This is a genomic window from Amycolatopsis coloradensis (genome assembly GCF_037997115.1).
Lineage (GTDB): Bacteria > Actinomycetota > Actinomycetes > Mycobacteriales > Pseudonocardiaceae > Amycolatopsis > Amycolatopsis coloradensis_A.
This window is the reverse complement of the sequence record NZ_CP150484.1, coordinates 536967-563356: the sequence shown is the minus strand read 5'-3', so window position 1 is coordinate 563356 and position 26390 is coordinate 536967. Positions and strand designations below refer to the sequence as shown.

Annotated in this window: 25 protein-coding genes; 14 read left to right on the top strand and 11 right to left on the bottom strand. The window is 68.7% G+C overall.

Translation table 11 applies throughout. The annotated features are described in order from the left end of the window. Positions 1-563 precede the first annotated feature (563 nt). The 6 genes from LCL61_RS02490 to LCL61_RS02465 all read left to right on the top strand — a co-directional run bounded on the left by LCL61_RS02490 (position 564) and on the right by LCL61_RS02465 (position 8676). Positions 564-2369, top strand: coding sequence for a glycoside hydrolase family 3 protein (locus tag LCL61_RS02490; protein WP_340685315.1), 1806 nt, complete (start codon positions 564-566; stop codon positions 2367-2369). Next, a complete protein-coding gene (locus tag LCL61_RS02485; RefSeq protein WP_340685314.1) occupies positions 2366-3634 on the top strand; it encodes a DUF1343 domain-containing protein in 1269 nt (422 codons plus the stop codon). The genes LCL61_RS02490 and LCL61_RS02485 overlap by 4 nt, the downstream gene beginning before the upstream one ends. A gap of 11 nt (positions 3635-3645) precedes the next feature. Then, positions 3646-5421, top strand: a complete 1776-nt coding sequence (locus LCL61_RS02480) for a serine hydrolase (RefSeq protein ID WP_340685313.1) — start codon at positions 3646-3648, stop codon at positions 5419-5421. A 210-nt stretch (positions 5422-5631) separates the two neighbouring features. Beyond that, positions 5632-6630 carry a MurR/RpiR family transcriptional regulator gene (locus tag LCL61_RS02475; protein ID WP_026467087.1) on the top strand — a complete coding sequence of 333 codons (999 nt, stop codon included), beginning with the start codon at positions 5632-5634 and terminating at the stop codon, positions 6628-6630. Positions 6631-6647: 17 nt separating this feature from the next. Further along, the gene (locus LCL61_RS02470; protein ID WP_340685312.1) at positions 6648-7577 is read left to right on the top strand and encodes an N-acetylmuramic acid 6-phosphate etherase; all 930 of its coding nucleotides are present in this window, start codon (positions 6648-6650) and stop codon (positions 7575-7577) included. Positions 7578-7644: 67 nt separating this feature from the next. Continuing rightward, on the top strand, positions 7645-8676 hold the full coding sequence (locus LCL61_RS02465; RefSeq protein ID WP_340685311.1) for a HoxN/HupN/NixA family nickel/cobalt transporter: 1032 nt from the start codon (positions 7645-7647) through the stop codon (positions 8674-8676). A 112-nt stretch (positions 8677-8788) separates the two neighbouring features. On the opposite strand, the gene LCL61_RS02460 is transcribed toward LCL61_RS02465, so the two are convergent. Next, positions 8789-9958 (bottom strand): MFS transporter, encoded by a 1170-nt coding sequence (locus tag LCL61_RS02460; RefSeq protein ID WP_340685310.1) that lies wholly within the window; start codon positions 9956-9958, stop codon positions 8789-8791. 52 nt (positions 9959-10010) lie between these two features. On the opposite strand from LCL61_RS02460, the gene LCL61_RS02455 reads away from it, so the two are divergent. Next, a complete protein-coding gene (locus tag LCL61_RS02455; RefSeq protein WP_340685309.1) occupies positions 10011-10316 on the top strand; it encodes a metalloregulator ArsR/SmtB family transcription factor in 306 nt (101 codons plus the stop codon). Here the strand turns inward: LCL61_RS02455 and LCL61_RS02450 are convergent. Beyond that, positions 10293-11147 (bottom strand): extracellular catalytic domain type 1 short-chain-length polyhydroxyalkanoate depolymerase, encoded by an 855-nt coding sequence (locus tag LCL61_RS02450; RefSeq protein WP_340685308.1) that lies wholly within the window; start codon positions 11145-11147, stop codon positions 10293-10295. The genes LCL61_RS02455 and LCL61_RS02450 overlap by 24 nt on opposite strands. 119 nt (positions 11148-11266) lie before the next feature. Here LCL61_RS02450 and LCL61_RS02445 point away from each other — a divergent pair, with 119 nt between their 5' ends. Then, positions 11267-12538: a tannase/feruloyl esterase family alpha/beta hydrolase gene (locus tag LCL61_RS02445; protein WP_340685307.1), complete on the top strand. Its 1272-nt coding sequence runs from the start codon at positions 11267-11269 to the stop codon at positions 12536-12538. A 4-nt stretch (positions 12539-12542) separates the two neighbouring features. Further along, a complete protein-coding gene (locus LCL61_RS02440) occupies positions 12543-13127 on the top strand; it encodes a nitroreductase family protein (protein WP_340685306.1) in 585 nt (194 codons plus the stop codon). Here the strand turns inward: LCL61_RS02440 and LCL61_RS02435 are convergent. The 5 genes from LCL61_RS02435 to LCL61_RS02415 form a co-directional block, all read right to left on the bottom strand. Next, positions 13105-14940 carry a helix-turn-helix domain-containing protein gene (locus LCL61_RS02435; RefSeq protein WP_340685305.1) on the bottom strand — a complete coding sequence of 612 codons (1836 nt, stop codon included), beginning with the start codon at positions 14938-14940 and terminating at the stop codon, positions 13105-13107. The two genes, LCL61_RS02440 and LCL61_RS02435, sit on opposite strands and share 23 nt — an antisense overlap. After that, entirely contained in the window at positions 14937-16253 is a 1317-nt protein-coding gene (locus LCL61_RS02430; RefSeq protein ID WP_340685304.1) for an MFS transporter, read from the bottom strand. The genes LCL61_RS02435 and LCL61_RS02430 overlap by 4 nt, the downstream gene beginning before the upstream one ends. A 23-nt stretch (positions 16254-16276) precedes the next feature. Further along, positions 16277-17035, bottom strand: coding sequence for a 3-hydroxybutyrate dehydrogenase (locus tag LCL61_RS02425; RefSeq protein WP_340685303.1), 759 nt, complete (start codon positions 17033-17035; stop codon positions 16277-16279). 89 nt (positions 17036-17124) lie between these two features. After that, positions 17125-17856 carry an oxidoreductase gene (locus LCL61_RS02420; RefSeq protein ID WP_340685302.1) on the bottom strand — a complete coding sequence of 244 codons (732 nt, stop codon included), beginning with the start codon at positions 17854-17856 and terminating at the stop codon, positions 17125-17127. Further along, the gene (locus LCL61_RS02415; RefSeq protein WP_126730058.1) at positions 17853-18350 is read right to left on the bottom strand and encodes a phosphoribosyltransferase; all 498 of its coding nucleotides are present in this window, start codon (positions 18348-18350) and stop codon (positions 17853-17855) included. Before LCL61_RS02415 ends, LCL61_RS02420 begins: the two co-directional genes overlap by 4 nt. Before the next feature lie 116 nt (positions 18351-18466). Here LCL61_RS02415 and LCL61_RS02410 point away from each other — a divergent pair, with 116 nt between their 5' ends. The 3 genes from LCL61_RS02410 to LCL61_RS02400 all read left to right on the top strand — a co-directional run bounded on the left by LCL61_RS02410 (position 18467) and on the right by LCL61_RS02400 (position 21814). Further along, positions 18467-19054 (top strand): GNAT family protein, encoded by a 588-nt coding sequence (locus tag LCL61_RS02410; RefSeq protein WP_340685301.1) that lies wholly within the window; start codon positions 18467-18469, stop codon positions 19052-19054. A gap of 100 nt (positions 19055-19154) precedes the next feature. Beyond that, positions 19155-21125: an acetate--CoA ligase gene (gene acs, locus LCL61_RS02405; RefSeq protein ID WP_340685300.1), complete on the top strand. Its 1971-nt coding sequence runs from the start codon at positions 19155-19157 to the stop codon at positions 21123-21125. 194 nt (positions 21126-21319) lie between these two features. Beyond that, positions 21320-21814, top strand: coding sequence for a DUF6319 family protein (locus LCL61_RS02400; protein ID WP_340685299.1), 495 nt, complete (start codon positions 21320-21322; stop codon positions 21812-21814). Positions 21815-21868: 54 nt separating this feature from the next. On the opposite strand, the gene LCL61_RS02395 is transcribed toward LCL61_RS02400, so the two are convergent. Together LCL61_RS02395 and LCL61_RS02390 are read right to left on the bottom strand one after the other, a co-directional pair. After that, the gene (locus LCL61_RS02395) at positions 21869-22204 is read right to left on the bottom strand and encodes a cupin domain-containing protein (RefSeq protein WP_340685298.1); all 336 of its coding nucleotides are present in this window, start codon (positions 22202-22204) and stop codon (positions 21869-21871) included. Continuing rightward, complete coding sequence (locus LCL61_RS02390) at positions 22201-23505, bottom strand: MFS transporter (protein WP_340685297.1); 1305 nt, start codon at positions 23503-23505, stop codon at positions 22201-22203. The genes LCL61_RS02395 and LCL61_RS02390 overlap by 4 nt, the downstream gene beginning before the upstream one ends. Positions 23506-23612: 107 nt before the next feature. Between LCL61_RS02390 and LCL61_RS02385 the strand changes: the two genes are divergently transcribed. After that, complete coding sequence (locus LCL61_RS02385; RefSeq protein WP_340685296.1) at positions 23613-24293, top strand: DUF2848 domain-containing protein; 681 nt, start codon at positions 23613-23615, stop codon at positions 24291-24293. Here the strand turns inward: LCL61_RS02385 and LCL61_RS02380 are convergent. Further along, a complete protein-coding gene (locus tag LCL61_RS02380; RefSeq protein ID WP_340685295.1) occupies positions 24257-25033 on the bottom strand; it encodes a tRNA(His) guanylyltransferase Thg1 family protein in 777 nt (258 codons plus the stop codon). The genes LCL61_RS02385 and LCL61_RS02380 overlap by 37 nt on opposite strands. 3 nt (positions 25034-25036) lie before the next feature. Further along, on the bottom strand, positions 25037-25489 hold the full coding sequence (locus LCL61_RS02375) for an ATP-binding protein (RefSeq protein WP_340685294.1): 453 nt from the start codon (positions 25487-25489) through the stop codon (positions 25037-25039). A 111-nt stretch (positions 25490-25600) separates the two neighbouring features. Here LCL61_RS02375 and LCL61_RS02370 point away from each other — a divergent pair, with 111 nt between their 5' ends. Next, entirely contained in the window at positions 25601-26320 is a 720-nt protein-coding gene (locus LCL61_RS02370; RefSeq protein WP_340685293.1) for a VIT family protein, read from the top strand. Positions 26321-26390: the final 70 nt, after the last annotated feature.

Here is a 26390-nt window from a genome sequence, read left to right as displayed (position 1 = left end):
ACCCGTCTGCGCACTTGAAGTGACCCGGCTCACGGCGTAGAAAGTAGGTGCGGACGTTCGGTCGGCCAGGGAACAGGTAGAAGAGAAGCCTGTTCCACCCCGGCGAATCTCCGTGTGCGGACACCGGGTACCCACGCGCAGCGCGCCGCGGGAGGCTCGTCGTCTAGGGACTGCGTACCGGGACGCCGGACGCCGAGTCCATGAAGGTACGACCAGAGTTGCACGCTTGGTCGCCCGAGTCGTCCGCACTGACTGGCGGCGCCCGCCGGCTTCTTGCCGACGGGCGTCGACGAGTTCGCCGACCGTGCGCAGTTCGAGCACGCGATACTCGGCGGGAAGGACGGTCTNCCGACCATCGGACCGTGATCGTCGAGGGCGCCGCCAGTGTTTTGCCCCCGTTTTCAAGCGTGACAGGCCCCTTCGCGTCCCTTTGTGTATGAACGGACCGTTCGTGCGGGTGGCCGATGGACAAGCAAAGTGCTCGTGGGTAGCTTCCGGATATCAGTGCTTCCAGGTGGACTTCTTTCCATCTGAGAGTCAGGCACGAATCTGGGAGGCTTGAGGTGACGACCCGAACCGCGCACGCCCGTCATCGGAGGATCCATGCGTTCGCCCTGCCCCTCGCGGGCCTGCTCACCCTGGGTGTCGCGGGCGTCCCGGCGACCGCGCAGCCGGTGACGGCGGACGTGGAGGCGCAGCGGACGCTGCGCGGGCTGACCCTGGAGCAGAAGGTCGGGCAGCTGTTCGTCACGTGGGTGAACGGGAAGTCCGCCGACGAGGTCAACGCCAAGAACAAGGCCGACTTCGGCGTCGACACCCCCGCGCAGGTGATCGAGAAGTACCACCTGGGCGGCGTCATCTACTTCAACAACGACAGCCGCGACAACTTCGACGACCCGGTGCAGGTCGCCAAGCTGTCGAACGGGCTCCAGCGGGCCGCGCTCCGCAGCGGCGCCCGTATCCCGTTGCAGATCGCGACCGACCAGGAAGGCGGCACGGTCACCCGGATGGGTGCCCCCGCCACCGAGCTGCCGAACGCGATGGCGATCTCGGCGGGCCGTGACACCAAGGCCGCGCAGGAGGCCGCCCGCATCCTCGGGCACGAGCTGCGCGCAGTCGGTATCAACCAGGACTTCGCCCCCGACGCCGACGTGAACTCGAACCCGGCGAACCCGGTGATCGGCGTCCGTTCCTTCTCCGGCCGCCCGGAGCTGGCGAGCCAGTTCGTCGAAGCCCAGGTCAAGGGCTTCCAGAACTCCGGACGGCGCTCGGAGACGGTGTCCGCCGCCGCGAAGCACTTCCCCGGCCACGGCGACGCGGCCACCGACAGTCACCACGAGCTGCCCAGGATCGACCGCAGTGAGGACAGCTGGCGCGCGACCGACGTGCCGCCGTTCAAGGCCGCCATCAAGGCGGGTATCGACTCGATCATGAGCGCCCACATCCAGTTCCCCAGCCTCGACCCGTCGGGCGAGCCGGCCACGCTGTCGAAGCCGATCCTCACCGGCAAGCTGCGCGAGGAACTCGGTTACCGCGGCGTCGTCGTCACCGACTCGCTGTCGATGGACGCCGTGCGCGAAATGCACACCGACGCCGAGATCCCGGTGCTGGCCCTCAAGGCGGGTATCGACCAGCTGCTCATGCCGGTCAACCTCGAACTCGCCATCAACTCCGTGCTCGACGCCGTCCGCAAGGGTGAGCTGACCGAGCGGCGCATCGACGAGAGCGTCCTGCGGGTGCTCAAGCTCAAGCTGAACCGGGGCATCCTGACCTCGCCGTTCGTCGACCCGGCCAAGGTGATGTCGAAGGTCGGCACCCCGGCCAACCTCGCGACCGCGCAGGGCATCGCCGACCGGTCGGTCACCGCGATCCGCAACGACGGCGGCGTCCTGCCGCTCAAGCAACAGCCCGCGAAGACGCTCGTGACCGGCTGGGGCGTGAGCACGACGACGTCGCTGGCCGCGAAGCTCACCGCACACGGCACGCAGGCGACCGCGTTGCAGACCGGTCAGGCGCCGACCGACGCGCAGATCTCGCAGGCCGTCGCGGCGGCCAAGAACGTCGACCTCGTCGTCGTGCTGACCAACAACGTCGGTACGTATCCGTTGCAGGGCAAGCTGTTGCAGGCGCTGGCCGACACCGGGAAACCCGTCGTCGCGGTCGCCGCCCAGATCCCGTACGACGCCGGTTACGAGAACCCGATCGAGACGTGGCTCGCCACGTACGGCTACATCTCGCCTTCGCTCGAGGCTTTGGCGAGGGTGATCCTCGGGAAGGTGAAGCCGCAGGGCAAGCTGCCTGTGGACGTTCCCGCCGGCAAGGACGTCGGCACGGTGAAGTACCCCTTCGGCCACGGGCTGACCTGGTGAACCTCAACCGCCGCCACTTCCTCGCCACCGGCGCGCTCGCGGTCCCCGCGCTGACGGCCGGGTCCTCGGTCGCGGGGGCCCAGCCGGACAGCGAGAGCAAAGGTCCCTCGCTCACCCGCACCGGAGCGGACGTGCTCGCCGCCAAGGGCTGGGCGCCGCTGTCCGGCCGCAAGCTCGGCGTCCTGTCGAATCCGACGGGCGTACTGGCGAGCGGCGACCACATCGTCGACTCGATGGTCGCCGCCGGGGTCCGGCCGCTCGCCGCGTTCGGCCCGGAGCACGGCTTCCGCGGCAGCGCGCAAGCGGGCGGCTCGGAAGGCGACTACACCGATCCACGCACCGGCGTGCCCGTCTACGACGCGTACGGCGCCGACGCGACCAAGCTCGCCGGGATGTTCATGAAGGCGGGCGTCGACACCGTCGTCTTCGACATCGCCGACGTCGGCGCGCGGTTCTACACCTACATCTGGTCGCTGTACACGGCGATGGTCGCGGCGGCGAAGGCCGGCGCGTCGGTCGTCGTGCTGGACCGGCCGAATCCGTTGGGCGGCAAGGCCGCCGGGCCGATGCTGAACCCGGCGTTCGCCTCGGGTGTCGGCCGGAAGCCGATCGTGCAGCAGCACGGCATGACCGTCGGCGAGCTCGCGCGGTTCTTCGCCGCCGAGTTCCTGCCTGCCGAGGGTGTCACGCCGGGCAAGCTCGAAATCGTCGAAGTGCGGGACTGGCGACGTGATCAGCTCTTCGCGAGCACCGGGCTGACGTGGGTCCCGCCGAGCCCGAACATGCCGACGCCGGACACCGCGCTCGTCTATCCCGGCACCGGGATGTTCGAGGGCACCGTGTTCTCCGAAGGCCGGGGCACCACCAGGCCGTTCGAGATCATCGGCGCGCCGGGCCTCGACTGGCGCTGGCGCGAGAAGCTCGGCGAGCTACGGCTGCCCGGGGTGAAGTTCCGCGAGGCGTACTTCGTGCCGACGTTCGGCAAGTTCGTCAACGAGCCCTGCGGCGGCGTGCAGGTGACCGTCACGGACCCGCGGGCGTTCGACGCCATCCGCACCGCGGTCACCATGTTCGTCACCGCGAAGCAGGTGCACCCGGACAAGTTCAAGTGGCGGCCCGACAACTTCCTCGACAAGCTCTCCGGCTCCGACAGGTTGCGCACGATGATCGACAAAGGCGCCGGAGTGGACGAGATCGTCGGATCCTGGCAGGCCGAACTGGCCGAGTTCGACCGGAAACGCCGTCGCCATCTCATCTATCGCTGAGGGGAACGACCTTGCGTGTTAGGAAGATCCTGATCGCGGCCGTCTCCGTACTGGTCGCGGCGACCACGCTGTCGACGGCGGGAGCACAGGCGATTCCAGGGAGCGAGCAGCAGCGCGACCGCGCGGCGGGCCGGTTCGACAAGCCGCGCGAAGGCTTCGCGCCCGCGTCCACCGTCCTGCGTGACGGCGCGCCCTCCGACGTCGGTCTCGACCCGGAGCCGATCAAATCGGCCGAGCGGTTCATCGAGAGCTGGACGAAGCCGGACGCCACCGGGCATCCGCACTTCTCCGGAGCGGTCGGCCTGCTCGCGCACGACGGCGTGGTCGTCGAGCGGCAGGCAGTGGGTGGCGCGGTCCGCTACGCCGACGCGAAGGGCACGGAACTGCCGCCCGAGCAACAGGTGCCGATGCGCGCGGACACGATCTTCGACATGGCCTCGATCTCGAAGCTGTTCACCTCCATCGCGGTGATGCAGCTGGCCGAGACGGGCAAGCTGGACATCTCGGCGCCGGTGGTGCGGTATCTGCCGGAGTTCGGGGTGAACGGCAAGGAGGCCGTCACCGTCCAGCAGCTGCTCACCCACGTCTCGGGCTTCGCCGCGACACCGCTCCCGTCGCTGTGGGAGGGCTACCCGGACATCCCGTCACGCCGCAAGGCCGTCCTCGACAGCCCGCTGAAGAACGCGCCGGGCAGTACGTACTTGTACTCCGACATCAACCTGCTGACGCTCGGCTTCCTGGTCGAGAAGGTGGCCGGGGTACCGCTGGACAAGGTGGTCCAGGACCGTATCGCCGCTCCGCTAAGCCTGGCCGACACCGGGTACAACCCGCCCGCGTCGAAACTGGCCAGGGTCGCGGCGACCGAGTACGCCACGAAACCGCCTCGGGGGCTCGTACGCGGCGAGGTCCACGACGAAAACGCCTGGTCGCTGGGCGGCGTCGCCGGGCACGCGGGCGTGTTCTCCACGGCCGCCGACATGGCGGTGCTGGCGCAGACGCTCCTCAACGGCGGCGCGTACCGAGGCCACCGGATCCTGCGCGAGGAGACCGTGCGGGCGATGCTGACGAACTACAACCACAAGTTCCCCGACAACGCGCACGGCCTCGGCTTCGAGCTCGACCAGCCTTGGTACATGGGCGCGCTGTCGGCACCCTCGACGGCCGGGCACACCGGGTTCACCGGGACCTCGCTGGTGATCGACCCGCTGTCGCGGTCGTTCGCGATCCTGCTCACCAACCGCGTGCACCCGACCCGGAACTGGGGCTCGATCAACATCGCCCGGGAGACCTGGGCGAGCTCGCTGGCGAAGGCGATGGCCGTCCGCCCGGCGCGCGGCCACGACGCGTGGTTCAGCGGCGCCGGGGACGTCTCCACGGCCACGCTCACGACTCCGCCGTTACAGACGCGCGGCGGGCCGTTGAAGGTCACCTTCGACACCTTCGTGGACACCGAAGGCCCCTCGGACTCGCTGTTCCTGGAAACAAGTACCGACGGCGGAGCCACCTGGAAAACGATTACTCTGCGTGCAAACGGACCAGGCGCTCCCGCCGGGGACCAACCCGGTCTCGGCGGGCACGGTCATCGGGCTTGGTGGCGGGCTGCGGCCGAGGTGTCGCAAAGCTCACAAATCACCCTCCGCTGGCGTTACACGACCGATGCCCGTTACACCGGACGGGGAATTTCCTTGGACGGTGTGAAAGTCACTGAACGCGGCCGCATACTGCTGGACAGTGAGCATAATCCGCCTACTTTCGTCGCTACCGGCTGGAAGTTGAGCACTAGGTAACCGGCCCGCTTCACTGCGCTGACCGAACCGCCCCGTTGACCGGGACGCAGCCCCTTGCGTCGCGACACTAAGTTGCCAAGTCGTTAGCTCGACCTCGTTAACGGCCTCGACCTGGTTAGCGACTTTCTGGTCAACGATTAATCGCAAATCGAATCCGCAGACACGGATAGGTTGCGATCTTCCCGAAGGGTGTGGGTAGCCTTGTCGCAGATGCCAACGGTTAGTAACTTTCCCACGGTGGGCGATACCGAATCCGTAATCGCGGCCGCACCGTCCGAGGCCGTGCCGGCGCAGCCGACACGGGACGCCGACGCGAGTCCGCTTGTCCGGATTCGCTCTCTCCTGCCCGGGCTCGCCCGGGCAGAGCAGCGCGTCGCGAAGGTCGTCCTCGACGACCCCGCGCAGGTCGCGCGGCGCAGCATCACCGAGGTCGCACTGGCCGCGAACACCAGCGAAACCACCGTCACGCGGTTCTGCAAGGCGGTCGGCGTCGGCGGGTATCCGCAGCTCAGGATCGCCTTGGCGGCCGACACCGCCCGGTCCGAGGCGCGGTCGTCCCGCAACCTCGGCGGCGAGATCGGGCCGGAGGACGACCTGGCCGCGGTCATCGGCAAGGTCAGCTTCGCGGACGCCCGCGCCGTGGAGGAGACCGCTGACCAGCTCGACGTCCCTTCGCTACAGCGCGTGATCGACATCGTGGCCGGCGCGGGGCGCGTGGACGTCTACGGCGTGGGCGCGAGCGCGTTCGTCGCCGCGGACCTGCAGCAGAAGCTGCACCGCATCGGGCGGGTCAGCTTCGCCTGGTCGGACACGCACATCATGCTGACCTCGGCCGCCGTGCTGAGCCCCGGCGACGTCGCGATCGGCATCTCCCACACGGGCGCGACCACGGACACCGTCGAGGCGCTGCGTGTGGCTCGTGAGCACGGCGCGATCACCGTCGCCGTGACGAACTTCCCGCGTTCGCCGATCACGGAGGTCGCCGACCACGTGCTGACCACGGCCGCGCGGGAGACGACGTTCCGCTCGGGTGCGACCGCCAGTCGCATCGCGCAGCTGACCGTCATCGACTGCCTGTTCATCGGTGTCGCGCAGCGGCACATGGACGCGTCGGTCAACGCGCTCGACGCGACCAGGGACGCGGTTGGCTCGCACCGTCTGGGCGTCCGGCCCGACGGCAGGCGGCGGCCGCGGGAAACCGGCAAATGAGCGAAAAAGTGAGGCGCATGATGACCGTCCCACGCCAGGTGGTGCACGTCGATTCGCCAACCGAACAGCGCAATCCACGGACGACCGACATCGACCTGATGTCGACCATGGGCATCCTCGGCGCGATCAACGCCGAGGACCGCCGGGTCCCCGAAGCCGTCGCCGCGGTGCTGCCGCAGGTGGCGCGGGCGGTCGACTTCGCCGTGGAAGCGCTGCGGTCGGGACACCGCGTGCACTACTTCGGGGCCGGCACCTCCGGCAGGCTGGCGACGTTGGACGCGGCGGAACTCGTGCCGACGTTCAACGTGCCCTCGGACTGGTTCATCGCGCATCACGCGGGCGGCGCGCGCGCTCTGCGCCAAGCCGTCGAAGACGCCGAGGACGACGCGAAGGCCGGAGCCGCCGAGGTGGCCGAGTCCGTCGCACCCGGCGACTTCGTGCTCGGGCTGACCGCTTCCGGCCGGACGCCCTACGTCCTCGGCGCGCTGGCCGCGGCCAGCCGTCGCGGTGCCCGCACCGCCTTGGTGTCGGGCAATCCGGCCGCGGTGACGCCGCCGGGCGTCGATGTCCTCATCGCGGTGGACACCGGCCCCGAGGCGATCGCCGGGTCGACGCGGATGAAGGCGGGCACGGCGCAGAAGATCATCCTCACCGGGTTCTCCACCGCGACGATGATCAAGCTCGGGCGCACGTATTCGAACCTGATGGTCAGCATGCGGGCGACCAACGCCAAGCTGCGCGGACGGACCATCCGGATCCTGCGCGAGGCCACCGGCATGAGCATGGCGGACTGTTCCGACGCGCTCACCGAGGCCGACGGCGACCTCAAGGTCGCGCTGGTCCATCTGCTGTCCGGCGAGGACGTCGCGAGTGCGGCGAAGGCGCTGGCGGCCAACGATGGCCACGTACGCAAGGCTCTCGACTCCCTGCGGGTGCGCGCGAGCTGATCGATTGCCCAGTTCCGGCGGACAGACCCGTTCATCCCGACGCCTCGCGCTCACGCGACGCGAACGGGTGTCCGTCGCCGGGATGGCCGGGTTCATCCTGCTGCTCAACGTCATCGGCTGGGGGGTCCTGACGCTTTTCGTGGCGCCGCGCCAATACGAGCTCGGCGCCACGGGCGTGTTCGGGGTCGGCCTCGGTGTCACGGCGTTCGTGCTCGGGATGCGGCACGCGTTCGACGCGGACCACATCGCCGCGATCGACAACACCACTCGCAAGCTGATGGCCGACGGGCAACGGCCGCTTTCGGTCGGTTTCTGGTTCTCCCTCGGCCATTCGACGATCGTGTTCGCCCTGTGCCTGCTGCTGTCGCTCGGCGTGCGAGCGCTGGCCGGCGCCGTCGAGGACGACTCCTCGGCGCTACACGAGGCGACCGGGCTGATCGGAACGTCGGTTTCCGCGGTGTTCCTGTACCTCATCGGGATCATGAACCTGGTGGTGCTGGTCGGCATCGTGAAGGTGTTCCGGCGGATGCGGCGGGGCGAGTTCGACGAAGCGGCGCTGGAGCGGCAACTCGACAACCGCGGTTTCCTGAACCGCCTGCTCCGTGGCGCCACCAAAGCGGTGCGCAAGCCGTGGCACATCTACCCGATCGGCTTGCTGTTCGGCCTCGGCTTCGACACCGCGACCGAGATCAGCCTGCTGGTGCTCGCCGGCGGGGCGGCCGCGTTTTCGCTGCCCTGGTACGCGATCCTGGTGCTGCCGATCCTGTTCGCCGCGGGGATGACGCTGTTCGACACCGCCGATGGCTGCTTCATGAACTACGCGTACGGCTGGGCGCTCGCGAAGCCGGTGCGGAAGATCTACTACAACCTCATCGTGACGGCGCTTTCCGTCGCGGTCGCCTTGCTCATCGGGACGATCGAGGTCATCTCGATCATCACCGAACGCTTCGGCATCACGACCGGACCGCTCGCGGCGATCGGGTCGCTGAGCCTCGACTACGTGGGCTACGCGGTCGTAGCGCTCTTCGTGCTTACGTGGCTCTTCGCGCTCCTCGTGTGGCGCTTCGCGCGTATCGAGGAGCGCTGGTCCGTCGAATAGCGTTCTGACCTGCGAAAAGAGAGCAAGGGACCTTTACTGCCGCTGGGCGCGTCCACGCGGTAGTTAGCATGCCTACGCAAACGAGAGCAAAGGTCCCTTGCTCCCCTTTTGATCAGGCGGGCTCGGGCACCCGCGTCCGCGAAGGCACCGAAAGCGCGAAGCCCAGCAGAGCGACGAAGGCGGCAACGGGACCGACCCACCAAACGCCCGCCGAGGACAGGACGACGCCACCCAGCGCGGCGCCGAGTGCACCACCCGCGTAGATCGCGGAACCGTTCAGCCCCAAGGCGACCGTCGGCGCGTCGGGCGCCAGCGAGAACAGCCGGTGCTGCTGCGGCACCATCAGCATTCCGCCGAACACGCCCGATGCCAGCGCGAGGATCAGCGCGCCGGGCAGGCTCAGCACGGCGACGTCCACCAGCGCCAGGGTCACGATCGTCCCGATGAGCGAGAGAGCGCGGACGCGCGCGGGGCCGAGCGAGTCGGTGGCCCGGCCCGCGAAGGCGTTGCCCGCGATCTGCCCGATCCCGAAACCGACGAGCAGCCACGAGATCATCGCGCCCGCCGCCACCGGAGCGACCAGCACCGGCAAGTACACGAAGGCCGCGAAGCCCGCGGCGGTACCGAGAACACTCACGCCGAGCACGCGCGCGATCGGTGGCCGTACGACGACGGCGAGCCTGTCGCGCAACGACACCGTCGGCATCCGGACTCCCGGCAGAAGCGGCACGAGCAGCATCACGATCAGCGCCACCGCGCCGATCCCCCACATCACCGCACGCCAGCCGAACCAGTTCCCGGCCAGCACCCCGATCGGCACGCCGAGCACCATCGACACGCTCATCCCGGCGGAGACCGTGGCCAGTGCCCGACCACGGCGCTCGTCCGACGCCAGAGCACCGGCGAGGACATAGGCGTTGGACTGGAACGCGGCGGCGCCGAGGGCGGCCAGCACGCGTGCGACGGCGACCACGGCGAAGGACTCGCCGAGCGCTTGACCGGCCATGCCGATCGTGAAGAGCACCATCCCCGCGCCGAGCACCCAGCGCCGGTCGAGCCGTCCGGTGAAGGCCGCGATGATCGGCGAGGAAACCGCGTAGGTCACCGCGAAGACCGTGGTCAGCTGACCCGCGACGGCCTCGGAGACGCGCAGGTCCGCGGCGATGGTGGGCAGCAGCCCGTTCAGGACGAATCCGTCGGTGCCGACGGTGAACGTCCCGACGGCGAGTACCAGCAGAGCCCCCAGAGCGAGCCGATCATTTGATGATCGTCGAATCGTCATGCGCGGTATAGTGGCGTGACTATTCGATGACTGTCAAACAGTTTGGAGTGAAGTGAGCACCACGCTGCCGCAGCCGTCGATCGACGAGATCGAGATCGTGCCGGTGCTCCAGGCGCTCGCGGACCCCGTACGCCTGGAGCTGATCCGCGCACTGCGGAGCAATCCTTCGCCGCGAAGCTGCGCCATCACCGAGTACGACGTCGAGATCAGCGCGCCGACGCTCTCCCATCACTGGAAGGTTCTGCGCGAGGCCGGCCTCACGACGACGTTCGTCGAGGGCCGGACCCGCTGGGTCGAGCTCCGCACCGAAGACGTCCACGCGCGCTTCCCCGGGCTATTGGACGCCGTCCTCGCCTAGCCGCCACTTCGCCGCGAGTTCCGCCGCGGCGCACACGCCGACGTCGAGCAGATACGGCCCCGCCTGCCCGCATCCGGCTCCCGGTGCGATCGGCTGACCGTGCCCCATCCCGGTGACGGCGTGCGTGTCGACGGCCGCGCCGACGTCGGTCCACTGCTCGGCAAGCTCGCGCATGTTCATCGGAGCCACCGTGTGGTCCGCGGTCCCGTGCCAGACGCTGACCGGCGAACGCGGCCCACTGCCCGCGGCCCGCACCTTGTCACCCCACTGCTTCGGGGTCAGGTCCTTGCCGGGGTTCATGCAGGAGTACGCGTCGATCATCGAAGTCGCGCAGCCGTAAGGCAGCCCCGCGACGACACCGCCGCCCGCGAACAGATCCGGATACGCCGCAAGCATCACCGAAGTCATCGCGCCACCCGCCGACAGACCGGTCACGTACGTCCGGCTCCCTGCCGAGAACCGCGCCATCTGCGCGATCGATTCGGCCTCTCCGGATCCTCGCTTGATGTCACCCGCCTGGAACCAGTTGAAGCACTTGCTGAAGTTGTTCGCCGAAACCTGTTGCGGCAGAACGAGTTTGAACCGCAGCTTGTCCGCGAGCCCGATCCAGCCGGAGTCACGCGCGTACCCGGCCACGTCTTGGGTGCAGCCGTGCAGCACGACCACCGCCGGACGTCCGGACGGCAGCCCGTCGGGAACGTATTCGAACATCTGCAACGCGCCGGGATTGCTCCCGAACCCGGTGATCGGGCGGATCGCCGCCGCCTGCGCCGGAGCAGGAAAGAGAAGGGCCAATGCCGAAACCACCGCGCCGATGAGGAGTTTTCGCATCACCTCAGGCTAAAACCGGCGCCTACGGGGTTTCCACGTGGAAGACCACCACAGCGGCAACCCGTTTTGTGTGGTCGCGACGGGTACCGATCCGCGAAACGCCCGCTTACCGTCGGCCGATGCGGCTCATTCTGGTCCTCGCGATGATGCTGGCCCTGGCGACCCCCGCCCAGGCGGCGAGCGGTTGCGGGAACGTCCGCGTTCCCGGCGCTCCGAAACAACAACTGTCCTGTTTGGACGATCTGACCACGACCGGCACCCTGGTCACCGGGCACACCGTCCAGTCCGACTGGGCCGGACTCACCTCGGTCGGTTTCCCCGCGCCCAAGGCGGTTCCCGGCATCCAGATCGACGGCTACTTCCCGGATTCGTCGACGGCCAACACGACGCACGGCTGGAACCACGACGCGCAGTTCGTGCTGCGGCTGCCCGATCGCTGGAACGGTGGCCTGGTGGTCTCGGGGTCGCCCGGTGTGCGACGGCAGTACGCGAACGATCGCGCGATCGGCGACCAGGTCCTCGCCGCCGGCTACGCGTTCGCCGCCACCGACAAGGGCAATACCGGCGCTGACTTCCACATCGACGGACGACGCCCCGGTGACGCGCTCGCCGAGTGGAACTCACGGGTCACCCAGCTGACGATCGCCGCGAAGGCCGCCGTCGCGCATCGCTACGGGCGCCTGCCGAGCCGCACCCTCGCGGCCGGGATGTCGAACGGCGGCTATCTCGTCCGCTGGCAGCTCGAGAACCGGCCGTGGCTCTACGACGGCGGTATCGATTGGGAGGGCACGCTGTGGCACGAAGACGGCCCGAATCTGTTCACCTTCCTGCCGCCCGCGATCAAGGCCTACCCCGCGTACGCCGCCGGTTCCGCGCAAGCCCATCAGCGGATTCTCGACGCCGGTTTCGCGCCGGGCTCGGAATTCCTCTGGCCGTACCACAACGACGTCTACTGGGGCCTGACCCAGCGCATCCATCAGGCGGAATTCGATCCGTCGTTCGCCGGAACCGACTACGACTACGCCACTCGCCCGCCGTCGGTGCACCGCGCGGTGGAACGGATCTCGCTGACCGGCCGGATCGGCAAACCGCTGATCACCCTGCACGGCACCCTCGACACCCTGCTGCCGATCACCCGCGATTCCGACGTCTACCAGCGGATGATCGCCGACCAGGGCCGTGCCGGACTCCAGCGCTACTACCGGATCGTCGACGGCAACCACGTCGACGGGCTCTACGACGCGCACCCGGACAGGCTGCGGCCCATCGGCCCGTGTTTCCGCACGGCTTTCAGCGCTCTCGAAGGCTGGCTCGACGGCGTCCGCCCGCCCGCTTCGGCGACGATCCCGCGCGCGAGCGGTGACCTGGCGACCACTTGCGCACTAAGCTGATCGCATGGAATTCCAGGACGTCGTACGACGCCGTCGCATGGTCCGGAAGTTCACCGACGAGCCCGTCGCCGAGGCGAGTCTTCAGCGCGTCCTGCGCAACGCGCTGAAAGGCCCCTCCGCCGGATTCTCACAGGGACAAGGATTTCTCGTCCTCACCGGCGAAGAACTCGCCAAATTCTGGGAGTTCGGGGCGAGCTGGGCGCCGGAATCCGTCACCACGGCCCCGGTCGCGATCGTGCCGCTTTCGGTCAAGAACGCGTACCTCGACCGCTATGCCAAGCCGGACAAGGGTTTCGCCGAGGGCGACGACTCGTGGTGGCGCGTGCCGTACTGGGATGTCGACACCGGGATGGCGACGATGCTGATCCTCCAGACGGCGGTCGACGAGGGTCTCGGCGCGGTGTTCTTCGGGCTGGCGCCGGAAAGCGTGGAGCGGCTGCACGGCGAGTTCGGCGTGCCGGAGGATCACGACCCGATCGGTGTCGTGGCGCTCGGGCACGGCGCCGAATCCGGTCCGTCGCCGGGCTCGTCGCCGACCACGATCGCCCGGCGCGACTTCGACGACGTCATCCGTTTCGGTCATTGGTGAGTCGGTGCAGCCTGAGCGCGAGCTGGAGTTCCAGCGCGCGCTCGGGTGCCTGCCACTGCTCGCCCAGCAGTGACGCGATGCGGTCCAGTCGTTGCACGACGGTGTTGACGTGCACGTGGAGCAGGTCCTTCGCGCGTGTCAAGTTGCCGCCACAGGCGAAATACGCGCGAAGGGTGCCGATCAGATCCGTGCCGCGGCGTTCGTCGTAGTCGAGCACCGGGCCGATCGTGGCGGTCACGTACGCGCCGAGGTCGGCGTGCTCGCCGAGCAGCAGCCCGACGAAACCGAGGTCGGCCATGCTCGCGCCTTCCCCAGCCCGGCCCAGCGCCAGCAGTGACGCGACGCATCGCGCGGCTTCGGCGTGCGCCACGGCCAGCTCCCGCGGTGACGCCGCCGGCCCCGCCGCACCGACCGTGACCGCACAGTCCATTGTGGACGTCAGCTCGGCGGCGACGGACCGGGCGAGCGCCCCGGCATCCGCACCTCGAATCAGAAGCACCACTTCGTCGGCGTGGACACCGACGAGGTCCGCGTGCCGCGCGGCCGCCGTGGCCAGCCTCCGCCGGGAGACGTCGTCGGCATGCGCGACCAGCACCGCGTGCGGTGCCGACAAATCGACCCCCAGGCGGCGGCCGCGGGCCAGCAGCGCGGCGGGATTGCGGCCCGGCGCGGTGAGCAGGTCCGACAGCAACTCCCCGCGCACCTCGTCCTCGGCGCGCGCGACGGAACGCCGCTGCATCAGCAGGACGGCGGTGACCACGCCCGCCCGCTCGAACAGCCGCCGGTCGGCCTCGCCGAGCGACGGCCCGCCGCCGAGTACCAGACTGCCGAGGAATTCCTGCCCCGCCTGGACCGCGCACAGCCAACCGTCCTCAGTGGACACCGCGCGCCCGCTCGTCCGAGACGCGGAAACCGCGGTACGCGAAAGACTCAGCTCGCCGTCGGTCCTGGCGAGGACCGCGCCGTCCGCGTCGTAGACCGCAATGGCGCCGCCGAGCACGTCCGCGACCGCGGCGGCGACCTCGGCCAGGTCACCACCGCGCAGCACGAGATCCATCAGCCGGTCGTGCGCGTCCTCGGCGCGGCGCATCGCGTCGTTGTGCGCGCTGATCGTCGCGTTCGCGGCGTTCAGCTCGGCGACCGCGCGGCGCGTCTCGTCGAGCAGATGCGCGTTGTCCAGCGCGATCGCCGCGTGGTCGGCCAGCGACGACAGCAGCGCGACCTCGTCGGGCGAGAACTCCCGCGTGGTCCGGTCCGAGGCGAACAGGACCCCGATGACCTTGCTGCCGATCGCCAGTGGCACCCCGAGGATCGCGGTCAATCCCTCGTCGAGCACCCCCGTGTCGATCGACGAGGTGTGGCGGAACCGCTTGTCGTCGAAGTAATCCGCCGTCGCGTACGGCCGCGCGGTCTGCGCGACCAGGCCGCCGAGCCCCTCGCCCATGCCGAGCACGATGTCCTGGAACAGCGCGGAAACCGACCCGTCGGTGACCCGGACGTAGGTCTTGCCTTCGGTCTCGTCGTTGAGGCTGAGATACGAGACGTCCACGCCGAGCAACGCCCGCGCCCGCCGCACGATCGACCGCAGGACGGCGTCCGGATCGTCCAGCCGGGCGAGGTCACTGGCCGTGTCGAACAGCGCGGCCAGCTCCGCCTCGCGCCGCCTGTGCTCGGCGACGGTGTCCCGGATCCGCAGCGCCAGCTCGGTGGCCTTCGGGTCGACGGGGACGTGCGCCAGCTGCTCGCTGCCCGCCCCGGAGGCGAGCAGTTCGAGCAGCCGGCGCAACTGCGCGGAACCGTCCACAACGGTCATGCTGACACGTGACCGCGCTCCGTGAGAACTTCGGAGTGCAGGGACTCGCCCTTGGTCTCGCGGGCGGCGAGCAGGGCGATCACGGTCAGCACGCACATCGCGACCACGTAGAGCGAGACCGGGATCGTGCTGCCGAACTCCCTGAACAACGCGACCGCGATGAGCGGCGCCACCGCCCCGGCCGCGATCGACGACAACTGACCGCCGACCGAAAGGCCGGTGTAGCGCACCCGCGTCGGGAACTGCTCGGAGAAGAACGCGGCCTGCGGGCCGTACATCGCGCCGTGCAGCACCAGCCCGACGGTCGCCGCGAGAATGATGACGCCCGGGTTCTTCGTATCGAGCATGGCGAAGAACGCGAAACTCCACACCGCCATGCCGATCGCGCCGAACAGGTACACCGGGCGGCGGCCGATCCGGTCGGAAAGCATGCCCCACAAGGGAATGGTCAGGAAGTGCACGGCCGAACCGATGAGCACCGCGTTGAGCCCCGCCGATTTCGGCAGGCTCAGGCCGGTGGTCACGTAGACGAGGATGAACGCCGTGATCACGTAGTACGAGACGTTCTCCGCCATCCGCGAACCGATCGTGATCAGCACCGCGCGCCAGCTGTTGCGGAACACCTCGACGACCGGCGCGTGCGTGGTCGCGTTGTTCTTCTGCGCGGCGAGGAAGACCGGTGATTCGCTGACCGCGAGCCGGATCCACAGCCCGATCACCACAAGGACACCGGAAAGCAGGAACGGGATCCGCCAACCCCAGCTGAGGAACACCTCGTCGGACTGTGTCGCGGCGAGGATCGCCAACACCGCCGTCGCGAGCAGGTTCCCGCCGGGAGCACCGCATTGCGGCCAGGACGCCCAGAATCCGCGTCGCTTGTCGTCGCCGTGTTCGGAGACGATCAGCACCGCGCCACCCCATTCGCCGCCGAGCGCGAAACCCTGCACGAGCCGCAGCAGCGTCAGCAGGATCGGTGCCAGGACACCGACGGAGGCATACGTCGGGAGGATGCCCATGGCGCAGGTGGAACCGCCCATCAGCAACAGGCTCAGCACCAGCAGCTTCTTGCGGCCGACGCGGTCACCGAAGTGGCCGAACACCAGCCCGCCGATCGGCCGCGCGAGGAAACCGACGGCGTAGGTCAGGAACGCGAGCAGCGTACCGGTCAGCGGATCGTTGGAGGGGAAGAACAATTTGCCGAACACCAGCGCCGCGGCGGAGGTGTAGAGGAAGAAGTCGTACCACTCGATCGTCGTTCCGATCAGGCTGGCGCTGACGACCTTCGCGATCGAGCCACGGTTCTGGGTGGTCACCGAAGACGTCCTTTCTTGGGGGTTCACGCGGCGGTCCAGCCGCCGTCGAGGGGGATCGAGGTACCGGTGACATGGGCGGCGTGCTCGCCGGACAGCCAGAGCACGCACGCGGCGACGTCGGCGGGTTCGATGAGCCGCTTGATCGCGGAACGGCGCAGGAGGACCTGTTCGATGACGGCGTCGCGTTCGAGGCCGTGTTCCTCGGCCTGCGCCTGGAGCTGGCCGGTGACCAGCGGCGTGCGGACGTAGCCGGGGTTGACGCAGTTGCTGGTCACGCCGTGCTCCGCGCCTTCGAGCGCGGTGACCTTGGAGAGGCCTTCGAGCGCGTGCTTCGCGGTGACGTACGCGGATTTGAACGGGCTCGCGCGGAGGCCGTGGACGCTGGACATGTTGACCACGCGTCCCCAGCCGCGTTCGTACATGTGCGGCAGCGCGCGGCGGATCAACAGGAACGGCGCGGTGACCATGAGCGCCTGGACGCGGGCGAACGTCTCCGGCGGGAACTCGTGGATCGGCGCGATGTGCTGGAAACCGGCGTTGTTGACGAGGATGTCGACCTCGGCCGGGAGCGTCTCGACGGCTTGGGCGTCGGTGAGGTCGACGACGTGCGCGATGCCGTTGACGTCGGCCGCCGCCTTCTCGACGGCGTCGTCGATGTCCGCGAGGTGGACCTTGGCCCCCGCCTCGGCGAGCGCTTCGGCGCAGGCCAGGCCGATCCCGCTCGCCGCGCCTGTGACCAGCGCGGACTTACCGGCCAGATCGCTGTGATACGCACCACTCATGCCGGACGACGTTAGGTCTCCCGGCGCGCTTAGGCCATGTGGTCACGCACTACACCTGGGCAAGATCCCGTGTGAGATCTCGCCAGGGGTCAGCCGGCGGCGTCGGAGATGGACTTCGCCTCGCGAGCGCCCGCCTCGAACGCTTCACACGAAAAGAGCAGCCAAGCCCGGACGCCCTCCGGGGTTCCGCCCGCGAACGCCGAAGCGGCTTCGAGGTACTTCGGCACCCGCCGGAAGTACGCGACCTCCGGTACCGTCAGCGCCTTCGGGTCCAGTCCGGTCGCCACCGCCGAAAGCCGCGCCGCCGCCCTCGCGACAACACCGTCCGCGGAGCCGAAAGGCTTGAGTGCCAACAGTTCCCCGTGCACGACGGCGGTCAGCACCGGCCCCGGCACCGACGTCGCACCGGTGACCAGCTGCGCCAGCATCTCCAGCCGCGGCCCGACGTCACCGGACGACCGCGGCCGCCCCAGCGCGTCGAGATCCGTCACCAGATCCGACGCGGCGAGAACGTGCAGACGCGCCAACGCCTGCAACGGCGCGCGCCGCCACGTCGGCAGCAGACCCTCCAGCGCTTCCGCGACCCGCAGCGCGCCCGCCAGCACCGGATCGGTCACTTCACCGGATTCGGGCAGCTCGGGCGCGGCGCCTTCGATCCCGGCCGACGCCCGCGCCGACCGCACGGACGCTTCGGCGGCCGTCGCCGCGCCGCCGCGCAGGTTGGCGGGCAGCCGATGGACGGCGAACACCGCGTCCTGCGCCGATTTCGCGGCCGCGGCGACCCCTTCGAGGTCCAGCAGCGGCTTCAGCGGATCGGTCACGCGTCCAGCACCTGTCCCGCGCGCCGCACCACGGGCGCCTGCACCGACCACGGGAAGTTGATCCAGCGGTCCGTGTGCTTCCAGACGTACTCGCATTTGACCTCGGAGCGCGGCTTCTCGTAGACGACCGCGCAGCGCACCTCGGCGACGTGGTCGGCGCAGAAGTCGCGGACCAGCTTCAGGGTCGCACCGGTGTCCGCGACGTCGTCGGCGACGAGCACCTTCTTCTTCGTCAGGTCGACGACGTTCGGCACCGGCGGCAGCATGACCGGCAGGTCGAGACGCTGGTCGACGCCGGTGTAGAACTCGACGTTCATCACGTGCAGGTTCTTCACGTCGAGCGCGTAACCGAGCGCGCCGGCGACGAACAGCCCGCCGCGCGCGATCGACAGGATGAGGTCCGGCTCGAAGCCGTCGTCGGCGACGGCCTGCGCCAGCTCCCTGCTGGCCGTCCCGAACAACTCCCAGGTGAGCTCTTCCCGCTCTTCGGCCATGGTGCCTCGCCTTCGTCGATCGTTCCCGCGAGCATAGGCAACGCCGTAGTGGCCTTCTCGAATGCTTCGAAACTGGCTATCCAGTAAGGCCATTACAAGGACGTAGCGTCGAGGCCGTGACCGACTGGAACAGCTGGAGTGTCCATGCCACCCTGCGCGGCGAACGCGTCCGCCTCGAACCCCTCACCCGCGACCACGCGAAGGGCCTCTTCGCGGCGGGCTCCGACCCGGCGATCTGGACCTGGCTCAGCCTCCGGCAGCCGCAGGACCTCGCCGCCACCGAAGCCATGGTCGACGGCATCCTCGCCGACACCGACCGCCGCGCCTGGGCCCAGATCGACGCGCGCACCGGCGAAGTCGCGGGCACGACGTCGTTCTACGCGATGAGCGCGCGCCACAAGATCGTTTCCATCGGCCACACCTGGATCGGTTCCGAATGGCAGCGGACCGGACTCAACCGCGAGTCGAAACTCCTGTTGCTGCGCCACGCTTTCGACGACCTCGGCGCGAACCGCGTCTCGTGGGAGACCGACATCCGCAACCTCAAGTCACAGAAGGCGATCGAACGTCTCGGCGCGCGACGGGAAGGGGTGCTGCGCGCGCATCGCGTCCGGCCCGACGGAAGCGTCCGCGACACTGTCGTCTACTCCCTCACCGGACCAGAATGGCCTGCGGTCCGTACCGCTTTGTCCTCAAGCGTGTGAATGCCGCACGCAACCGCGATGCAACCTTTTACTTCGCGTCGTAACGTCGATAGCGTGCCAACGGGCGTGAAGACACGCGAATCACAGGAGGCATCGCACCATGACCGAGCAGTCGCCGGCGCTGGACAATTTGCTCACGGAGAGCAGGACCTTCCCCCCGAGTGAGGCTTTCAGCGCGCAAGCGAATGCCACCGCCGACTTCTACGCCGAAGCCGACGCCGACCGGGAAGCGTTCTGGGCCAAGCAGGCCGAGCGCCTGCACTGGGAAACGAAGTGGTCGCAGGTACTGGACTGGACCAATGCGCCGGTGGCGAAGTGGTTCGTGGGCGGGAAGCTCAACGTCGCGTACAACTGCGTCGACCGCCACGTCGATTCCGGGCACGGCGACCAGGTCGCCATCCACTGGGTCGGCGAGCCCGGCGACAGCCGCGACATCACCTACGCCCAGTTGAAGGACGAGGTTTCCCAGGCCGCGAACGCGCTCGAGTCCCTCGGCCTCAAGGCGGGCGACCGCGTCGCCATCCAGATGCCGATGGTGCCCGAGGCGATCGTCGCGATGCTCGCCTGCGCCCGGATCGGCGTCCTGCACAGTGTCGTCTTCGGTGGTTTTTCCCCGACAGCCCTGCGTTCCCGCGTGGACGACCAGGCGGCGCGGATCGTCATCACCACCGACGGCCAGTACCGTCGCGGCAAGGCCGCCCCGATGAAGGCCAATGTCGACGAAGCGCTCGAAGGCGCCGAATCGGTCGAGAAGGTCATCGTCGTCCGCCGCACCGGTGAAGAGGTGCCGATCACCGAAGGCCGCGACATCTGGTGGCACGAACTGGTCGACGGCCAGTCCGCGGAGCACGCGCCGCAGGCGTTCGACTCCGAGCACCCGCTCTTCATCCTCTACACCTCCGGCACCACCGGGAAGCCGAAGGGCATCCTGCACACCTCCGGCGGATACCTGACTCAGGCCGCGTACACGCACCACAACGTCTTCGACCACAAGGCAGGCGAAGACGTCTACTGGTGCACCGCCGACATCGGCTGGATCACCGGGCACACGTACATCGTGTACGGGCCGCTGGCGAACCGGACGACGCAGGTCGTCTACGAAGGCACGCCGAACACCCCGCACGAGGGCCGCCACTGGGAGATCGTCCAGCAGCACAAGGTCTCCATCTACTACACCGCGCCCACGCTGATCCGCACGTTCATGAAGTGGGGCAACGAGATCCCGCAGAAGTACGACCTCTCGTCGCTGCGTGTGCTCGGCAGTGTCGGCGAGCCGATCAACCCCGAGGCGTGGATCTGGTACCGCGAGAACATCGGCGCGAACGCCGCGCCGATCGTGGACACCTGGTGGCAGACCGAGACCGGCGGGATCATGATCTCGCCGCTGCCGGGCGTCACCGCCACGAAGCCGGGCTCCGCGCAGAAGGCGCTGCCGGGCATCTCGGCGAAGGTCGTCGACGACCAGGGCGTCGAGGTCGGCAAGGGCGGCGGCGGATACCTGGTGCTCGACAAGCCGTGGCCGGGCATGCTGCGCGGCATCTGGGGCGACGAGCAGCGCTTCCGCGAGACCTACTGGTCCCGCTTCGCCGACCAGGGCTTCTACTTCGCCGGAGACGGCGCGAAGTACGACGCTGACGGCGACGTCTGGCTGCTGGGCCGGGTCGACGACGTGATGAACGTGTCCGGGCACCGCATCTCGACCACCGAAGTCGAGTCGGCGCTGGTCTCGCACCCGACGGTCGCGGAGGCCGCCGTCGTCGGCGCGACCGATCCGACCACCGGGCAGGGCATCGTCGCGTTCGTCATCCTGCGCGGAAACGCGGTGGACGGTGGCGATGAGGCCGTCCAGGAGCTCCGCAACCACGTCGCCAAGGAGATCGGGCCGATCGCGAAGCCGCGGCAGATCCTGGTCGTGCAGGAGCTGCCGAAGACGCGCTCCGGCAAGATCATGCGCCGCCTGCTGCGCGACGTCGCGGAGAACCGCCAGGTCGGCGACGTGACCACGCTGGCCGACTCGTCGGTGATGGACCTGATCTCTTCGGGCCTGAAGTCCGGCAAGTCCGAGGAGTAGCGACCTCCCACCTGACATGAAGGAGTCTTTCATCGCAAATTTTGCGATGNCGAAGCCGTGCCCGCGTGGGTGCTCTTCGTGGTCGGCCTGCACTTCGTACCGCTCGCGAAATTGTCCGGTTCGCGTCACTCGAACGCCTGTTCTAGGATGTGCCGGGTACCACCCCATACCCGGGCAAGGAGACGACACCGACGATGACCGTGGATGCCTTGACACGCACTGACGCCGTGTCCGAAGAAGCGGCTACCGAAGCGCCCGTCGACTCGACGCCGCAGGCGGAGACGGCCGAAGCCCCGGCCGAGGCGAAGACCGAGACCCCGGAAAGCCCGGAGACCCCGGCGGAGACCCCCGGCGAAGAGGCGGCGGAGTCCCCCAAGCCCAAGCGTGGCCGCCCGAAGGTCGCCACGACGGCGAAGAAGACCCGCACCGTCGAGCTGACCCTCACGGTCACCGGCACCGCCGACGGCGAGTGGCAGGCCGAGCTCAAGAACGGCAGCAAGTGGGTCACGAAGGGCCTGGAGATCCCGGCCGCGGCCGTGTCCCGCGCCGCCAAGGAACTGCACGCCGACCTGTCGGGCCCGATCGACGAGGTCATCAACGCCGCCCGCGAGCTGCAGGCCGCGAAGGTCGCCCAGCTCGAAGCCGAGCTGGAGAAGGCGAAGCTGGCGCTGGCCGAGCTGGACGCGTAAGACTTTCCTCCTGACCGGGGCGGACGCTGGAAATCAGTGTCCGCCCCGGTTTTTTCATTCCGCGATGGGCGGCCGCGAAGGCAGTGGCGTCTTGAATTCGACCCACTGACTGTCCACAATGGCCTCGACGCTGTGCCGGACGCCACGCGGGTGGACGATCGTGCCGCCCGCTTCGAGGGCCACTTCCCGGCCGTCGAGCGTGCCGCGCAGCGAACCCGAAACCAGGTACACGATGCTGTCGTGATCGTGGCTGTGCACGGGAGAAGCGACGCCCGCCGGGTAGGCGATCTCGTACGCCAGCCCGCCTTCCGCCGTGGCGAGCGTGCGGAACCGGCCCTGTCCGCCGATCAGCGGCAGACCCTCCACTGTGGACATGGTCGTCCAGGTCATCGCACCGGCTCCATGGCAGCCGCCTCCTCGCGGTCCGGGTCACGGGCGAGCACGACACCGATGATGGTCACCACCGCCGTCACGAGCAAGTAGCCTCCGATCGCGAGCCAGGTGTCGAAACCGGCCAGCAGCGCCGTGAACAGCAGCGGCGCGGGAGCCCCACCGATCACGCCGGCCAGCGTGTACGCCAGCGAGCTGCCGGTGTAGCGCAGGCGCGGCGAGAACTGCTCGGTGACGAGCGCGGCCTGCGGCCCGTAGAGCGCCGCGTGGATGACGAGCGCGAGCACGATCCCGATCGCCAGCATGACGAACGAACCGCCACTGACCATCGGGAAGAACACGAACGGCCAGATCCCGGCGGCGATGGTCGCGATCAGGTACATCCTGCGCCGCGAGACGCGGTCCGAGAGCGCGCCGAACAGAGGCATCAGCACCAGCTGGAACGCCGAACCGATCATCACCGCGGCCAGCCCGGCGCCGCGCGAGAGATCGGTGTGCGTGGTGACGTACGTGAGGACGAAGACGGTGAACAGCGCGTACAGCACGTCCGGGCAGACACGGATCAGCACGGCCGCGACCAGCGCGCGGCGTTCGGTGCGGAAGACCTCGGAGATCGGCGCCGACGGACGTTCGCCGCGCTCCTGGATCTGCTTGAAGACCGGGGTCTCCTCCAGCTTGAGCCGGATCCACAGGCCGAACCCGACCAGCGCGCCGGAAAGCAGGAACGCGATCCGCCAGCCCCAGCTGTTGAACTGGTCCTCGGTGAGCAGTCCGGCCAGCACGGCGAGGACGCCGTTGGCGAGCAGGTTGCCCGCGGGCGGGCCGATCTGGGCGGCGGAGGCCCAGAAACCGCGTTTGTTCGGATCGCCGAACTCACTCGAGAGCAGGACGGCGCCACCCCACTCGCCGCCGATGCCGACACCCTGCGCGAACCGCAGCGCCACGAGCAGCACCGCCGCGAAGCCGCCGATGGTCTCGTAAGTGGGCAGGACACCGATGAGGAACGTCGCCACCCCGGTGAGCACGAGCGTCATGACCAGGATTCGCTTGCGGCCGAGCACGTCGCCGAGGCGGCCGAACAGGAACCCGCCGAGCGGCCGGGCGAGGTAGCCGACGGCGTAGGTGGAGAACGCCGCCATCGTGCTCGCGAGCTGGTCTTCCGAGGGGAAGAAGAGATTCCCGAAGATCGTCGCGGCCGCCACCGAGTAGGCCGCGAAGTCGTACCACTCGAGCGCTGTTCCCGAGAGGCTGGCCGCGAAGGCCTTGTGCAACGAACGCCGGTCACCGGCTGGTGAGGTCATGTCCACATCCGTCCATAGGAGATCCGCAACCCCGCCGGGAGGGGTTGAATTGCGGATATACTCCTTGTATACAAGCTGTATGCGCAACCCCCAATCTCGGAGGACAGATGCCTGAGCTGCGTTTCACCCTTCCCGACGGCCAGGAGCGGTGGACCGAGGTCCACACGCTGCTGAACGCCGGATACGCCGGTCGCAGCCAGGAGGACGTCGCCGCCCACGTGGCCGAACTTGCCGAACTCGGCGTCCCCGCGCCTTCGGTGATCCCGGCGCTCTACCCCGTCGCGCCGTACCTGGCGAGCCAGACCGACGAGGTCCCGGTGCAGCACGAGCGGACCTCCGGCGAGGCCGAATGGGCCATCGTCATCACCGGCCCCGCGCCCGAGGACGTCCTCCTGACCGCCGCCTGCGACCACACCGACCGCGCGCTCGAAGCGCACGGCGTCGCGTGGAGCAAGAACGCCGGCCCCGACGTCCTCGCCGCCAAGGCGTGGCGGCTCGTGGACGTCCAGGACCGGCTCGACGACCTCACGCTGTCCGCCTGGGCCGGGGAAACCCTGATCCAGCAAGGAAAGCTCGCGGAACTGCTGCCGCCGTCGTACTGGCTGGACGTGCTGCGCGAACGCGGCCTGCACGCGCCGGGCACCGTGTTGATCTCGGGGACGATCCCGATGGTGCACGGCGTCGACCAGTTCGCCGACTCCTGGCGCGTGGAACTGGGCGACCCGGCGACCGGCGAGACGATCGAACTCGCCTACACCGTGAGACGGCTGCCCGAACCGATCGGCTGAAGCAGTTCGCCGAGGAAGGTGCGGTACTCGTCCTTCATCGGCAGCTCACGCTCCACGCGAACGCGGCGGCGGGTCGCGGAGACCTCGACCTCGCGCACCGGATCGAATCCGGTGCGCTCGTAGGACTCCCAGTACAGCCCGACGCCGCGCCGTTGCCAGGCGGGGACTTCGGCGAAGTTGACGCCGTGCGCGAAGAGCAGCTCGTTCTTCTCGGAGACGCCGGCGCCGTCGAGGACGGCTCCGGCCTCGTTCGCCGATTTCCCCGCCTTGCGGAGGATCCAGTAGCACCAGCCGTTGAGCGCGCATCGGGCCGCGTCCGCCTGGCGCCAGGAGAAGTAGTCGACGACGTCGTCCGCCGTCGTGCCGAGCCAAACGCGGCCGTCGAAGTGCGCGGGTACCTCGGCCGCGTGGGTGAACGCGGCCGAGGCGACGCCGGCGGAGATCGACACGAGCTTCTCGACACCCCGGCCGAAGAGGTCGGCGGACGGGGCTAGCACGAGCGAGATCTCGTCGCTTTCCGTGTATACGTAAGGTGAAGCGAACTCCGACAGCAAGGCGCCCGCCGCCTTTGCCATACAGTCGGCGAACCGGGGATCGAACGGCTTCTCGAACCGCGCTTCGGTGAACTTCGAGAAACCCCGGCCGTCGACGCGGAGCACCGTCCAGGCTCCCGGCGGCACGGTCAGCCCGTGGAACCACTCTCGTTCCCGTTGCCGCGCCTCGAAATCACCGGCGTCCATGGTTCACCCCCGCTCGACGACGAAACCGCCTTCGCCGTCGAAACCGACGGTGTACAGCTCGTCGAAACCGTCTTCGGCGCTCGGGCGCCTGAGGCGTTTCAGCGTCGCATACAGACCGACGTCGGGCACCCGGGTTTTCCCCTTCCGGCGGCCGTTGCGCTCTTGGGAGCCTTCGAGATCCGGCGGGAACCAGTATCCGAGGACCCCCGCGCCGTACCGCCTGGCGACTTCGACCAACGGCGCCCATTCCTCCGGCGAGGGGTTGGTGTTGTCCACGACCACCGAACGGCCGTCCTCGAGCGCTTCGGACAGCATCCGCAGTTGCCGGGCCTGCGGCCGCCTGGCGTTGGGGAAGGTGTCCTTGCTGACGTGGACGTGCGTCGCCGCGAACTCCCGGCGGAAGAACGTCGTCTTCCCGGATGCCTGGAGCCCGATCAGGATCACCACCTCGGCCACGGACACAACGTAGCCGATGGGTTAGGTAAGGCAATAGTCAATAAGGATTGCCTCTATTTACCGAAACGTTCTTCGCTCGCCGGATGCCGTTCTTTGTGTTTCACTGAAAAGGTGACCGATACCGTATCGACTTCACATCCGCACGAACCGCACGCGGACCTCGGCGGCAAGCTGAACTGGTTGCGCGCCGGGGTTCTCGGCGCGAACGATGGGATCGTCTCGGTGGCGGGCATCGTGGTCGGCGTCGCGGGCGCGACCACCGACTCCACCGCGATCGCCACCGCGGGAATCGCGGGACTGGTCGCGGGCGCGCTTTCCATGGCGGGCGGCGAATACGTCTCCGTGAGCACACAGCGCGACACCGAACGCGCCCAGTTGCGGCTGGAAAAGCGCGAACTGAAAGAGATGCCCGAGGCCGAAGAACGGGAACTCGCGGAAATCTACGAGGAGAAGGGGCTTTCCCCGGAACTCGCCGCCGAGGTCGCCCGTGAACTGACCGAAAAGGACGCGCTGCAGGCGCACGCCGAAGCCGAACTCGGCATCGATCCGGACAATCTGACCAGCCCGTGGCAGGCGGCGTGGGCGTCGCTGGTGGCGTTCACCGTCGGCGCGCTCCTGCCGCTGCTGGCGATCGTGTGGACGCCGACCTCGGCGCGGGTCTGGGCGTGCGCGTCGGCGGTCGTGGCCGGGCTGGCGCTGACCGGGTTCATCAGCGCGAAACTCGGCGACGCCCGCGTGGGCCGCGCGATCGCGCGGAACGTCGGCGTCGGTGCGCTGACGATGCTGGTGACCTACTACGTCGGTGTGCTGTTCGGGACGAGCGTGGCGTAGGCGACCTCGCGCACTTGAGGAGCAAGACGCAGCGAAAGGGCCCTTCACCGCTTCCTATGCGGTGAAGGAG